This window comes from Methanoregula sp., assembly GCF_041645475.1.
Classification (GTDB): Archaea; Halobacteriota; Methanomicrobia; order Methanomicrobiales; family Methanospirillaceae; genus Methanoregula.
Map to the genome: position 1 here is coordinate 271374 of NZ_JBAZQA010000003.1, position 13478 is coordinate 284851.

General features: G+C 54.0%; 16 protein-coding genes. 7 read left to right on the forward strand and 9 right to left on the reverse strand.

The features are described from left to right. The first annotated feature begins 5 nt into the window (after positions 1 to 5). Positions 6 to 479: a DUF5804 family protein gene (locus WC598_RS04665; RefSeq protein WP_372960306.1), complete on the forward strand. Its 474-nt coding sequence runs from the start codon at positions 6 to 8 to the stop codon at positions 477 to 479. Positions 480 to 617: 138 nt separating this feature from the next. Here WC598_RS04665 and WC598_RS04670 read toward each other — a convergent pair whose 3' ends face one another. The 3 genes from WC598_RS04670 to WC598_RS04680 form a co-directional block, all read right to left on the reverse strand. After that, complete coding sequence (locus tag WC598_RS04670) at positions 618 to 764, reverse strand: hypothetical protein (RefSeq protein ID WP_372960307.1); 147 nt, start codon at positions 762 to 764, stop codon at positions 618 to 620. 219 nt (positions 765 to 983) lie between these two features. Further along, positions 984 to 1109: a hypothetical protein gene (locus WC598_RS04675; RefSeq protein ID WP_372960308.1), complete on the reverse strand. Its 126-nt coding sequence runs from the start codon at positions 1107 to 1109 to the stop codon at positions 984 to 986. A gap of 283 nt (positions 1110 to 1392) precedes the next feature. After that, positions 1393 to 2568: a proteasome-activating nucleotidase gene (locus tag WC598_RS04680; protein WP_372960354.1), complete on the reverse strand. Its 1176-nt coding sequence runs from the start codon at positions 2566 to 2568 to the stop codon at positions 1393 to 1395. A 260-nt stretch (positions 2569 to 2828) separates the two neighbouring features. On the opposite strand from WC598_RS04680, the gene WC598_RS04685 reads away from it, so the two are divergent. Beyond that, positions 2829 to 3338, forward strand: a complete 510-nt coding sequence (locus WC598_RS04685) for a multiprotein bridging factor aMBF1 (RefSeq protein ID WP_372960309.1) — start codon at positions 2829 to 2831, stop codon at positions 3336 to 3338. Between the two features lie 12 nt (positions 3339 to 3350). Here WC598_RS04685 and WC598_RS04690 read toward each other — a convergent pair whose 3' ends face one another. Together WC598_RS04690 and WC598_RS04695 are read right to left on the reverse strand one after the other, a co-directional pair. Further along, positions 3351 to 4004 (reverse strand): DUF47 domain-containing protein, encoded by a 654-nt coding sequence (locus tag WC598_RS04690; protein WP_372960310.1) that lies wholly within the window; start codon positions 4002 to 4004, stop codon positions 3351 to 3353. A 7-nt stretch (positions 4005 to 4011) separates the two neighbouring features. Continuing rightward, positions 4012 to 5040 (reverse strand): anion permease, encoded by a 1029-nt coding sequence (locus WC598_RS04695; RefSeq protein ID WP_372960311.1) that lies wholly within the window; start codon positions 5038 to 5040, stop codon positions 4012 to 4014. On the opposite strand from WC598_RS04695, the gene WC598_RS04700 reads away from it, so the two are divergent. Beyond that, entirely contained in the window at positions 5021 to 5275 is a 255-nt protein-coding gene (locus WC598_RS04700; protein ID WP_372960312.1) for a hypothetical protein, read from the forward strand. The two genes, WC598_RS04695 and WC598_RS04700, sit on opposite strands and share 20 nt — an antisense overlap. 26 nt (positions 5276 to 5301) lie before the next feature. Here the strand turns inward: WC598_RS04700 and WC598_RS04705 are convergent, their stop codons facing one another. Both WC598_RS04705 and WC598_RS04710 read right to left on the reverse strand, forming a co-directional pair. Beyond that, on the reverse strand, positions 5302 to 5673 hold the full coding sequence (locus WC598_RS04705; protein WP_372960313.1) for a hypothetical protein: 372 nt from the start codon (positions 5671 to 5673) through the stop codon (positions 5302 to 5304). 235 nt (positions 5674 to 5908) lie between these two features. Continuing rightward, positions 5909 to 6391 (reverse strand): hypothetical protein, encoded by a 483-nt coding sequence (locus tag WC598_RS04710; protein WP_372960314.1) that lies wholly within the window; start codon positions 6389 to 6391, stop codon positions 5909 to 5911. 229 nt (positions 6392 to 6620) lie between these two features. Between WC598_RS04710 and WC598_RS04715 the strand changes: the two genes are divergently transcribed. From WC598_RS04715 to WC598_RS04725, 3 genes are read left to right on the forward strand one after another with little or no spacing between them, the layout of a single operon-like run. After that, complete coding sequence (locus WC598_RS04715) at positions 6621 to 7841, forward strand: ABC transporter substrate-binding protein (protein ID WP_372960315.1); 1221 nt, start codon at positions 6621 to 6623, stop codon at positions 7839 to 7841. Next, positions 7810 to 8595 (forward strand): ABC transporter permease, encoded by a 786-nt coding sequence (locus WC598_RS04720; RefSeq protein ID WP_372960316.1) that lies wholly within the window; start codon positions 7810 to 7812, stop codon positions 8593 to 8595. The genes WC598_RS04715 and WC598_RS04720 overlap by 32 nt, the downstream gene beginning before the upstream one ends. 2 nt (positions 8596 to 8597) lie before the next feature. Next, entirely contained in the window at positions 8598 to 9365 is a 768-nt protein-coding gene (locus tag WC598_RS04725) for an ABC transporter ATP-binding protein (RefSeq protein WP_372960317.1), read from the forward strand. A gap of 77 nt (positions 9366 to 9442) precedes the next feature. Here the strand turns inward: WC598_RS04725 and WC598_RS04730 are convergent, their stop codons facing one another. Continuing rightward, positions 9443 to 9853 (reverse strand): DUF3795 domain-containing protein, encoded by a 411-nt coding sequence (locus WC598_RS04730; RefSeq protein ID WP_372960318.1) that lies wholly within the window; start codon positions 9851 to 9853, stop codon positions 9443 to 9445. Between the two features lie 69 nt (positions 9854 to 9922). Then, on the reverse strand, positions 9923 to 10573 hold the full coding sequence (locus WC598_RS04735; protein WP_372960319.1) for a flavodoxin family protein: 651 nt from the start codon (positions 10571 to 10573) through the stop codon (positions 9923 to 9925). A gap of 308 nt (positions 10574 to 10881) precedes the next feature. On the opposite strand from WC598_RS04735, the gene clpB reads away from it, so the two are divergent. Then, positions 10882 to 13476: an ATP-dependent chaperone ClpB gene (gene clpB, locus WC598_RS04740; protein WP_372960355.1), complete on the forward strand. Its 2595-nt coding sequence runs from the start codon at positions 10882 to 10884 to the stop codon at positions 13474 to 13476. The last annotated feature ends 2 nt before the right edge of the window (positions 13477 to 13478 follow it).

Sequence of the window (13478 nt, forward strand, 5' to 3'; positions counted from 1 at the left end):
TGTGGATGAATATCCTCCTGATCCAGAAGGAAGGCATCGACCTCCATCACACCCTTTTTTCTTCCGAGACCAGCCGCCTTGTCCTGCGGTTCTACCACCCGAAAAAAAAGCCCTGCGGGGTGTATATCTCCTGTTCCACGATCAGCAGCGCCCTCTCGCTGGTTGCCGAGCTGCGCTGGTATATCCGGCGGTACGTCCGCGAACCGCTCTTTGAATGGGAGAGGGGTATTTATTTCACCCACGAACTTGCACAGGATGTCTATTACGAGCGGACGGCTGTACTCGGGCACGGCTGGAAGTTCAGGAAACTCTACGGGTTCAAGGACGGGAAACTGGTAACAACGCTTCCCATGAGCCCGGGTTCTACCATCGGGGATTATCAAGGGGAGTGTGCCGATATTACACGAGCAATTGAAATCTGGTGCAATGAGGACGAAGTGGATGAAGGCGAACTGATAAGCGGCCCGGATGAATCCTGATGGACGGTTGCTTGATCCGCATCGAAAAGCGTTCCCGGATTTTTTTTTAAATTGTTCCCGAATTCAGGAATCCCCGGGGGGCTTACGGGATCCTCCGACAGCCTGGAGAAAGACCGGGCGATATCCCATGAGGGGCCATTACTTGCCCCCCACAAATTCCACCGTTCCTGAATAGAGGGCGATCAGGATCCGGTCAACTGCCTCCCGCTGGTTCTGATCCGGAGGAAAGTCCGGGTCACAACTGGCTTTTTCTATCTGTCGGATTACATCGCCGATATTCGTCATGGTTGATTCAGTCTCCTAAAATGTTGCACCGTGCAGGCCGTATCCGGGTATAAAATGCTGAAATGCTCCGGGTAAATTCCTGTACCGGATTGTGCTTTCATTGAACCCAGCAGTTACATCAAATGCCGAATGGTTGGGAGGATTCAGCAACCAGACCCGGCAACCCATTCCCGGGAAAAACAAGGGGGTGCTATCCGGCACCCCGGAAAAGTTCAGATTTCAATGAGTCTTTTTTGCAAGGCTGGTTCCGAGAGCAAATAGGACGATTCCAATGAGAAGGAGCGGTACTCCCTCAACTGCTCGCAGAATAATGGTGTTTTCGCGGATTTGTTCAAGTAAGGTCATATTTTTTGTCTCCTGTATTGAGTATTGACAGATATCCGTGGACCCTGTCGCCATATATAATGCCAAAATGGCCCGGGTCATACCATCACACCGGAAAGGTGCTGCATTGAACCGGGAAGTTACATGGCTATTTTTCCGCTATTCTGAAATGATCAGAACAGGGTTCAGGATTATAGCTAAAAAAAGGCGGAAAGTATATTCAGTCAGTCTATAAAATGAGACTCATCGCGGGTTGTCCATGAGCAGACATGAGGGAGTCAGAGAAAAAAGTGTTTCCGGATGATCAGGCAAACATTGCGCCTTCGCCACCCGGTGTATTCCGGTTGAAATCCTGGCCAACTTTCGTTATGGCCAAAAGGAAATCTTCCTGGGTTATGGCCGGGCGGTCCTTGCGGATCGCAAACATCCCGGCTTCCATGCAGATTGCATGGAGATCTGCACCGTTCTTGCTTTCGGTCTGACGCGCAACTTCCTGAAGATCAACATCCGGATCAACGGTCAGCGACCGGCAGTGGACTTTCAGGATGGATAAGCGGCCGACTTCATCCGGCAGGGGAATTTCAATGATCCGGTCGAACCGGCCGGGGCGGAGCAGGGCCTTGTCAAGAATATCGATCCGGTTCGTAGCTCCGATGATCTTGACGTCGCCCCGGTTCTCGAACCCGTCCATGCCGGCCAGCAGCTGCATGAGCGTGCGCTGGACTTCGCGGTCGCCGGAGGTGTTCGCCTCGGTCCGGCTAGCCCCCACCGCATCGATCTCATCGATGAAGATGATGGTCGGGGCCTTCTTCTTGGCAAGGTCGAAGAGTTCGCGGACAAGCCGGGCACCTTCGCCAATATATTTCTGGACCAGTTCCGAGCCGACAACCCGCATGAAGTGGGCGTTGGTCTCGTGGGCCACCGCTTTTGCGAGCAGGGTTTTTCCCGTGCCCGGCGGGCCGTGAAGGAGAACTCCCTTCGGGGGATCGATACCGATCCGCAGGAAGAGTTCCGGGCGCTTCAGCGGCAGTTCAACGGCTTCCTTGATCTCGTTGATCTGCGCTTCCAGGCCGCCGATATCCGCGTACGTCTCCTGAGGGGAATCAACGAGCTCCATGCCGTAGACCGCTGAATCGAAGGACGTGGGGAGCAGTTCCACAAGAGCCAGCGACTGCTGGTTAAGGGTGCAGCGGGTGCCCGGTTTTAAGTCTTCCGGACTGATGGATGGCGAGCTCCTTACGAGGAACCGTGGTCCAGCACTGGACCGCACAATCACGCGCGATGAGTCGATAACATCGGTCACGGTCCCGATAATAAGCGGCGGGCTCCGGAGCTGCTCGCTCTCGCTTTTGAGTTTTCGCACTTCCCGCTCGTAGCGGATCTTCTGGGTCTCGATATACCGCTTGTCCGCCTCGACCTGCCGGAGCTGTTCGCGGAGTTCGAGGTTGCGGGATTCCAGGTTGCCGACACGCTCCATCATCTGGACTTCCAGATCGTGCTTGTCATTCTCGATCTGACCCAGCTGTTCGCGGAGCTGCTCAGACAATGACCGGTACAGCCGGTAGAGTTCCTCTGGTGTCTGGGGGTCCGGGGACTGGTGAAGGGTATCGGCCATCTCGTGCCTCAAATTATATAGGGAAACTGCATATAAAGTGTTTGTGAGGAGGCAGGCGCCGGTGTTTACCGATATTTCCATTCAGTGGGAATTTATACTCGTAAACGCTACTTCTTTGTGAGATTATGCAGTGCGAAATGTGTGGTGAAGCAATACGAGGCTCCCCGAAACTTGTCCGCGTGGAAGGGGCCGAGCTGCAGGTCTGCAGCAAATGCGAAAAATTCGGTACTGAAGTGCAGCAGGTCAGAAGAACAGACCTCGCCCGCCCGGCAGTATCCCGGCAGGGGGCGGCAAAAGCCCCGGCAGCTTCCCCGTCAGCATACCGGAAGCGGGATCTCTTCGACTATATGGAAGGCGATATTGTCGAGGATTACGCGGATCGGATCCGCAAGGCAAGGATGGCAAAGGGATTATCCCAGAAAGATCTTGCCATGCTGATCAAGGAGAAGGAGCATCTCATCAAGAAGATCGAGAACGCAGAACTGATGCCGGAAGAGGATGTCCGCAAAAAACTCGAAAAGGCGCTCGAGATCCGGCTTGTTGATGCTCCTGTCGATGAGGCGGAGAAGAAGATCCAGAGCAAGCTTGCCCCTACCCTTGGGGATCTCACCATCATACGGAAAGCAAGAAAATAAGGAATTTTTTTTTTAAGCAAGATCGATAACCGCATTGTGCAGGATATCGAGCGTCTCCCGCATTGCCCGGCCGGCATGCCGCATGTGGTGGTAGATCTCAAGCATCCTTACCGCGTGCATGGCATTGCTTGTCGTGAGAAGCTCTGCCATTCCTGCAATATAGATCTCTTCCATGGCATTGTATGCATCCCGGGCGTGCCGGATCTCCAGCTCAACGGCACTCTTGTCCGCGTTGAGAAACTTGATGCCCCGGGCAATACACCCGGTACCCTCCAGGAGTTTTTCGGCCATGTCGTGGATCGGCTTATCCGGGACAACCCTGAACGCGTACATCTCTTTTGCCGTCTCCTTTGCAATGTTGAGAATATAGTCCATCTGGCGGGAGATGCTGTAGATATCCTGCCGGTCAAACGGGGTGGAGAAGGATTTGATCAGCTTGGCTTCCATATCGTGGCGCATGACGTCCACCTCGTTCTCGATCTGTTCAAGTTCCTCCGGGTTGCAGAGCGGGCAGGCTTTCAGCCACGAGACCATCACCTGCACACCGGCAACGGTCCGGTCCGCCTGGCAGGCCAGCATCCCTTCAAAGTCATAGTCCCGGGGAAAGATAGACGAGAACAGGTTTTTCTTCTCGCCCTGCAGGTTTGTTCCAGGTGTTTTTTCCATACGATAATCACACTCCCATTACAGGGGAAAATACAAGGTAAAGGATTCCGGATATGAGCATGGTGACCGGTATGGTCACGGCCATGGCAATGAGGATATGCTTGCCTACATCCCATTTCACTTTTCTCGGGTTCTCTGCCGCCCCGACCCCGAGCACCGACATAGTGATGACCTGCGTTGACGAGACGGGAGCCCCGGCAGCAGTTGACATGGCAACAGATGCGGCTGAGAAGAACTGGGAATCGAACGAGTGAATGGGATCGATCCGGAAGATCCTGCGCCCGAGCGTATTCATGATCCTCCATCCCCCGGATAATGTCCCGAGCGCAATGAGAACAGCGCACGCAAACCGGGCCCAGAGCGGAACATCCGCTACGGCAGACATGCCGGCCGAGAAGAGAACGAGCGCTATGATCCCAAGCTGTTTCTGGGTGTCGTTGGCTGCGTTCGAGAAGGCCATGACTGCTGCTGCGCACCAGTTGAGGGCAATGATCTTCCGGTTGATTGTCCGCTCCGCATTCCGGAGGAGCAGCATCATGCATTTATGCATCAGGAAACTTCCGACAAACCCGATGATAACCGAGAGGACAAAGAAGAAGATAATCTTGATAAAACCCGCAAGTTCGTGGGCCGGGCCGAAGAGTTCGTCCACGCCCCAGAACACGCTCCCGATCCCGGCAGCGGCAATACCCGCACCGATAAGTCCCCCGATCAGGGAATGGGATGAGGAAGAGGGAAGGCCGAACTTCCAGGTTATGAGGTTCCAGGAGGTTGCCGTAACCATGGCAACGAGCAGGACAACAACGATCTGGGCAGCTGACGAGATCTCGAGAAGTCCCGTGAGGGTGAAGGTAACCGCACTCCCGCCACCTATGGCTCCGAAAAAGGACATGACTGCAACAAGGATAATGCCCATCTTCGGGGTTGCAGACCGCGATGCTATGAACGTTGCCGCAATCGAACTGGCATCCTGAAACCCGTTGGTAAACGTGAAGGCGAGCGCCAGCAGGATCGCGATGAGGGCAAGTTCGATCATGGCAGTAGTTTTTGGGAGTCAGATCCCGGGCTGGACGGTTCTGGCACCGGGCACAGCGCCCTATTTCACCGGTGAGATAAAAAAGGTGATGCCAAAGAAAACTGCAATACTGCCGGTTTACCGCGTTACGCGTGGCTTAAGCGAGGATCTCCCCGCAGCACCGGAGACAGGTCCGGATACCTTGAGGTCATACGCCGGTGTCTTAATGTACGCAAAGGTATTCCGGAACACCTAAACAAAAGAGGAGAGGAATGGCGGGAATTATTTTACGATGAACCCGTCAACCCGGTAATCCTGGAGGCATTCGCCATCCAGGAGCGACTCAAATGTCACCGACTGTCCAACCCCCATCGGCCCGATGAAAACCGATCGTGAATCGCGGATGGTCCCGGTTTTGGTATTAACGAGATTGAGGTTCAATGCTACGGTGTCGACCGATACATTTGCCGCATTGTAGGCATACCCGGTAACTTTCCCGTAGCAGCCGAGACCCGGCGACCAGTCATCGTGATATTCATAGTGGGCCCGGATAGAGTCGCGTGCAGTCTCCTGGCCAACGCTCGAAGTTGTGGTGCATCCCGCAAGAAACACCACGGCGATGATGAGCATGAAAACCGTAATTGTTTTTTTCATTCTTCACTTCTTGTTCGTTCTTTTCAGCTATCAGGTTTCCCGTCCCGCTATTTGAGGATAGGGGTCTTTTTCCGGATCACGTAAGTCACTCACATTTTTTTTCAGAATTACCCAGGTAACGTTAACAGGAAATTCCCCTGCCGGAACACCGGTAGTCAAAGAAACTGGCAAAAAAGAGGATGGAGTATTCCGGAACCTGCCCGCAAGGGCGATCGCCCCAGTCGCGGACCAGCCCTTACTTCTTTGCGGAATCTGATTTCTCTTTGTCGGCAGCGTAAATTAGCGGGGCCTGTTTCTCCGTTGCAAACGTACCTTTCTTGGTTCGCCCGTACCCTACGGTAGAGGTATTAAGGGCTCCTCCGAACCGGGGTTCCAGTTTCATGGTACCGTCATTTTGCATGATGCGGACCATCTCCGGCTCCGGTGGAGCAGCCGGGGCATCCGGCTGGTGGGCACTGCGTAACCGGACTACCGTGCTGCCATCGGAAGCGGAGACATACGGAGCCGCCTGTGCCGGGTAAGGGGTGCTCTGGACCACCTGCCCCTGTTTCAGTTCCTGCCGGCTGCGTTCTTCGGCCTCACGGGACATACTCATGGCGAGCGCCTTGAAGTCGAGCAGTTCTGCGATAAGCCCCTTGACCAGAGGTTCCATATCCTGTAACTTCCTCTCAAGAACAGCGATCCGTTCTTCCGATCCATCATTCACTGAATTTTCCATACTCGTAATCAGTTTCTCCTGCTGACCGGGTTCATTCCCGTGAACTTCAATCCCTGCATCTGACTGCACATACTGAACACTACTGGGGGTTTATGAGGTATTAAAGGGATGAGTCCCCATTTCGGAGCAGGACGGGTCGCAGAGAGGGCCGCGTTAAGGGTATACAGGATTTTCAAACCATGACAACATAAATATCCGGAAATCGTACCACAATCGTAAGGAACTATCCATGCAGAGACCAGGAAACGGCACCCTTGTATTCATCCTTGCCGGCCTCCTGGTCTTATCCATCGTCTTCATACTCCTCTTCGCCGTACCCGGGCTCGTATATCCGACCGATGACAATCCTTCGATATCCCTCCTGTATGCCTCTGCCGGCTCCATGCCCCAGCTGCTCAATACCAACCAGATCGATGCATTCCTTATCTGGGAACCGGTGGTATCGAATGCCCAGCTCTCCGGCATCGGGAAACGGATTGCGGTTCCAGCCGATCTCCCCCCTCCGGGAAAATGGAACAATTCCGCAATCAATGTCCTGGTACTGCGCAACAGGGTAATTTCCCAGGAGCCGGATTCCTCGGCACTCCTCTCTGCCCTGACAACGGCCGCAATCAACCGTACCAGTGAAGACCCTGCACTTGCGGAAAATATCACCGCCACCTGGGTATTTGGGAACAACCCCATCTTAACCCCGGTAGGATCGCTCAATCCGATTACTGTTGAGGAACAATCCTTTGCCAACATGGCCTTCACAGCCCGGGCAGTTCCACCGGAATCCGGCATAGTGCAGAGCGTTATGGCAACGACAACAGACACTGCCTACAATCCTCTTTCAATGATGAATGTGTCCGTTGCACGCAGGGGGGAGCAGTTCCTGAATGGATCCCTCGTCCCCCATACCGGAGGCAGCGTCCCAACGATCAACATCGGGTACATTCCCTCAACGGATAATTATGCCCCCCTCTATGTCATGGTCAAGGATTCAACATATTTCTGCAACAGGTACAACTTCTGCCTGGTTGCGGACAATCCCCAGGCCTCCCGCCCGACCTCCTGCACGCTGCTTGTACAGGGAGAGCCATTTGCAAAAGTCAACCTCATTCCCGGCCAGTCCGGCGGAGGCATCATGACAACGATAGGTCAGAATGCCCTGGATGGAGCCTTTGTTGGATCGGTTCCCGCAGAACTACAGATTGGCCTTGGCAACCCGTCGTCCATCATCCAGTCAATCAATACCGGCGGCTCGGGGCTCGTTGTGGGAAACAAGGCTCCCTGCAGGGACTGGCCCGGATTTGTCCGGTGGGCAAAAACCCGCTCTGCTGCCGGCAAACCCCTGGTCATAGCAACGGTCCAGAGCTCAATCCAGGAGGATATGGTGCGCGAAGCCTGCACGTATGAGAATATCACGGTGACTCTCTATGGTACTAATTTCGAGACAGACTTTACTTGAATATGGCAAAGGACTCCTGGTAATCGTCCTCCTGCTGGTTGCGTGGGAAGGCTTTGCCCTCCTTATCCAGAACAATTACATCCTTCCACCGCTTGGGGAGATCTTTTCCGTGCTGCTTCACCCGACAGAACCCATTCTCGGCGGCCAGAGCCTCCTCGCAAACACCCTCGTCAGCCTCCGTGAAGTGCTGACCGGTTTCCTTGTTGCGGCCGCACTCGCCATCCCATCCGGCCTTCTTATCGGATGGTCGCGGGAGATCCAGGTATACTTCAACCCGGTTATCCAGATCCTCCGCCCCGTGCCCCCGATTGCCTGGATGCCGTTTGCCATTGCATGGTTTGGTATCGGATTCAACTCCATCCTCTTCATCATAGCTATGGGGGCATTCTTCCCCATCCTTATCAACACAATTGACGGGGTTCAGGGTGTGCGGAAGCGGTGGATCGAAGTATCGGAGATGTTCCATGCAACAACCTTCGAGCAGCTCAAAACCGTGGTCTTTCCCGGGGCCCTCCCTATGATCTGGACAGGCCTCCGGGTCTCGTTCGGAGTTGCCTGGATGTGCGTAGTTGCCGCCGAGATGCTGCCGGGAACATCCGCCGGTGTCGGGTTTTTGATCATGTATGCCTATAACCTCGGGCAGATCCAGGTAATAGGTGCCGGTATGGTCATCATCGGTATCATCGGCCTTGGGGCGGATATCATCTTCCGGGCCGGACAGGCGCGGCTCTTTGGCTGGCAGGGGAAGGAGTGATTATGGCACCAGTACTTTCCATTGAAGGGATCACCAAAACATTCACAGACGGTGAGAGCATCTGCCGGACCCTTGACGGCATATCCTTTGAGGTTGAGGAGAACGAGATTGTCTGTATCATGGGCCCGTCCGGGTGCGGGAAGTCCACGCTGCTCCGGATCATCAACGATCTCGAACACGCGGACACCGGCACCATCCGCGAGGCATCCAAAGATAAAACCGGGAAACCAACGACCGCCATGGTCTTCCAGGACCATGCACTTTTCCCGTGGCTTACCGTGTATGACAACATCGTGTACGGCCTGCGGCTTTCTGTGCAGAAACTCTCTGAAGAGGAGATCGCAAAAAGGGCTGAGGGTCTCCTCTCGCTCACGCACCTGGACTCATTTGCAAAAGCCTACCCGCACCAGCTCTCCGGAGGGATGAAACAGCGGGCCTCGGTTGCCCGGGCGCTGGCTATCAAGCCCTCCGTGCTCCTGATGGACGAACCATTTTCCGCGCTCGATCCATTCACCCGCCGGGAACTTGAAGACGAAGTGATGAGAATACGCGAGGATCTCAGGACCACCATCCTTCTGGTCACCCATAACCCGACTGAGGCAATCTATCTCGCGGACCGGATTATTGTCCTGTCCGCACGGCCCGCGGTTGTAGCCGGGATCCTGTATGTCGATATTCCCCATCCACGGGAAATGGCAAATCCGGAATTCCTGAAGATACGGGAGACAATAATCCGGATGGTACGGGGAAAGGAGGGCCTCCGGGAGTGACCACGGCGGGAAGCCTGCGATACAGCCTTCGGAAATGAGTGAGAAAACACGGGGCTTTCATGAATACCGAGAATAATTCATTCCTTTTTTTCTCCACAGGAGTGGCATTTCCCGGTATGCACGCAGATAGTTCCCCCGCAGGCCGGGCAGGCCCATCGGGTCGTCTCGTTTTCAAAAAATTCCTGTATACCAAGGGTTCTGATATTCTCAAGGTTTCCTATCATGCTCATGGCGTATCGGGTCCGGTACCGTTTGTCGATATGTTGTACCCGGTTGCAGGGATATTTCGCACAGGAGAAACAGTAGTCCAGATTGTTGCTTATAAGTTCTTCGCAGGTTTTCATTGCGCAACTCCGGCAGCTCTTTGGTTTCGTCTCATCTGCTCCCCGGCAACCGGGGCACCGGTTCTTCTCCCGCAGGTACGCCCGGCATATCCCGCAGTTCATCCCGCAGGGGGCAATAACTGACACGTCATCGGGTAATACCATACATATTCCCCTTTTTTATAATTCTCTCTATTCCATTTTTTCAAATCCGGCAGCCGGCAACAGGAAAAATTACCTGATGTTCTTAACCAGCCGTGCCCCGAGTGCATAGGCCCGTCGGCAGTCCTCAGGGAAGTGCTCGTCCCGCCATCTCTTCTTCTCCTCCGGGTCAAACCGCGTGGCGACATATTTCGAATAATCGGAAAACTGGTACGTATCGGTGACAAAGAGCGACTCGCACGAGCCGAAGATCCGCTCCATCGCCATCTCCATTCCTTTCGCATTCCGGTCAAAACCCATCTCCCTCACCATTGCATCCGTTGCCCCGGCCGTGTAGATGAACCCGGTCCGGATCTTCTTCCCAAAGAGCGTTGACCGCTCCAGGTCATAGACCGAGTACTGGAACATCAGCCGTTCAAGGAAGGACCGGGTCTCTCCGGTTGTTATCCCGTAATATATGGGAGAACCTATGAGAATCGCGTCGGTTTTCTCAATTTTTTCAAATATCTCTGTGAGGTCATCTTTCCGGGCACAGTGCCCGTAACTCTTCCCATTTACCCGCTTGCAGGCAAAGCAGCTGACGCAGCCCTTATAGTCAAGGTCATAAAGGTGGATCAGTTTGGTTTTCGCTCCTTCAGCCCTTGCACCGTCAAGCGCATGTTCAAGGAGCGTTGCGGTGTTCCATTTCTTTCGGGGGCTCCCGTTCAAGGCAATAATCTTCATAGATGTTAGTCGGGGATAAAGGAATAAAAAGGTTCAGGGCAGGCATGAGATGCGGTTCCGGGTGGAAAGGCCCACCATCAGGATTGCAGGAACCTATTGGCTGGGTGGTCCGGAGTCATGCCGGGAGCCGGGAGTAATTACGTACCGCGGGAGGAACGGGAAATCAAAACTCAGGAGGGGAGTACTCTCTTTGCCATTCATCCAGCCTCGGATAACCTGCCGTATTGACAAACTATTTGACAGGAAAAAACACTATTACGCATATTGAATAGCGAAATTCGAACAACGAAATGTGGACAGCCATCATTATGAATTTCAACAATTTTACCATCAAATCACAGGAAGCCGTAGGGAAAGCAACGGAAATTGCAGCGGCAAAACAGAACCAGGCTATCGAGACAGCTCATTTACTCAAAGGGATGCTTACGGTTGACGAGAATGTCATCCCGTATCTCCTTAAAAAAATGAATGTGAACCTGGATAGTTTCATCCCTGCGCTTGACAGGATTGTCGACTCGTACCCGATTGTCAGTGGCGGCGGGGAACAGTTCCTCTCCAGTGATGCTACCAAATCCCTGCAGAAAGCCGCCGCACTTGCCCAGGAATTCAAGGATGAATTTGTCTCCATCGAGCATCTTCTCCTTGGGATCCTGTCAGTGAACGACTGCACCTCCCGGCTGCTGAAGGAGAACGGTGTTAACGAGAAAGGCTTAAAGACTGCCATCGGCCAGTTGCGGAAAGGTTCAACGGTGAAGAACCAGGACGCAGAAGAGTCCTATAATTCCCTGAGCAGGTTTGCCCGGAACCTGAATGATCTGGCCCGTACCGGGAAACTCGATCCGGTGATCGGCCGGGACGAAGAGATCCGCAGGGTGCTGCAGATCCTTTCCCGGAGAACAAAGAACAACCCGATCCTCATCGGGGAACCGGGTGTTGGAAAAACCGCCATTGCCGAAGGTCTTGCCCACCGGATCATTGACGGGGATGTACCGGATAACCTGAAATCAAAGCAGATTTATTCCCTCGACATGGGAGCCCTGATCGCCGGGGCCAAGTTCAAGGGAGAATTTGAAGAACGGTTAAAAAGCGTGATCAAGGAGGTGATAGCTGCTGAAGGGGAGATCGTCCTTTTCATAGACGAGATTCATACCCTAGTCGGGGCCGGCGCAAGCGAGGGCGCTCTGGACGCGGCAAATATCCTCAAGCCCGCGCTTTCACGGGGAGAACTGCACGTCATCGGCGCAACCACGTTAAAAGAATACCAGAAATATTTCGAGAAGGACAAGGCGCTCGAACGACGTTTCCAGCCGGTGATGGTAAATGAGCCGGACACGCTTTCTGCCATCTCCATCCTGCGTGGCATCAAGGAGAAATACGAGACCCATCACCATGTACGAATCAAGGATGAGGCGATCATTGCTGCCGTTGAACTTTCGCAACGCTATATCTCCGACCGTTTCCTTCCCGACAAGGCAATTGATCTTATTGATGAAGCAGCAGCAAAACTCCGCCTTGAGATCAACTCAAAACCGGAAGAACTGGAGATTATTGAGCGCAGGATCCGCCAGCTGGAAATTGAACGGGAAGCCATCAAGCGTGAGAAAGATCAGGGAAAACTCAAAGGGCTCAATGAACAGATCGGGAACCTGACCGAGGAACGAAACCAGTTGCAGGCAAAGTGGCAATCGGAGAAAGATCTGGTAGAACAGATCCAGGCACGCAAGACGGAGATCGAGAACCTGAAGTTCGAGGCCGACAGTGCTGAACGCAAGGCCGATCTTGGAAAGGTGGCAGAGATCCGCTATGGTCGTATCCCTACAGCCGAAAAGACCATCGAAGGGCTCAAAGGAAAACTGACCGTGCTGCAGAAGGATTCCGCGATGGTGAACGAGGAAGTGGATGCCGAGGAGATTGCCGAAGTGGTCTCCCGCTGGACCGGCATCCCCGTCTCCCGTATGCTCCAGAGCGAGAAACAGAAACTGCTGGGGCTCGAAGACGAACTCCATAGGCGCGTTGTAGGCCAGGATGAGGCCATCGGGGCGGTCTCCGATGCAATCCGCCGGAGCCGGGCAGGGCTGCAGGACACAAAGCGTCCTATCGGGTCGTTCATCTTCCTGGGTACAACCGGTGTCGGGAAGACCGAACTCGCAAAAGCCCTGGCAGAGATCCTCTTCAACAACGAAAACAGCATGGTGCGGATCGATATGTCGGAGTACCAGGAACGGCATACTGTTTCAAGGCTTGTCGGGGCCCCCCCGGGCTATGTGGGCTATGAAGAGAGCGGGCAGCTGACCGAAGCAGTCCGGAGAAAACCCTATTCCGTGGTACTGCTGGATGAGATCGAGAAAGCCCATCCGGATGTATTCAATATCCTCCTGCAGGTCCTTGACGACGGCCGCCTGACCGACAACAAGGGCCGCACCGTGGATTTCAAGAATACCATCATCATCATGACCTCGAACATCGGGTCTCACATCATTCAGGAAAACCTGGAGAATGTCACCGATAAAAACTGCGACGAGGTCTTTGACCGCACCCGCCAGGAGGTCTTCGAACTGCTCAAGAAGACCATACGGCCCGAATTCCTCAACCGGATCGATGAGATCATCATGTTCCGGCCGCTCACCCAGGATGAGATCCAGGAGGTTGTCGGGCTCCAGCTCGGGCTTGTCCAGAAGATGCTCATCAAGAGCGAGATCCGGATCCGGGCAACCGAAAGAGCCATCCGGTTCATCGCCATCCAGGGCTTTGACCCGCAATTCGGTGCACGGCCGATCAAGCGGGTGATCCAGAAGAGCGTGCTCAATGAATTGTCAAAAATGATTCTCGATGGAACCGTAAACAAAGACAAGGAGATCGTGGTTGACGAGAGAGCAGGAAAACTGGTGTTCATGAATTCCTGAAC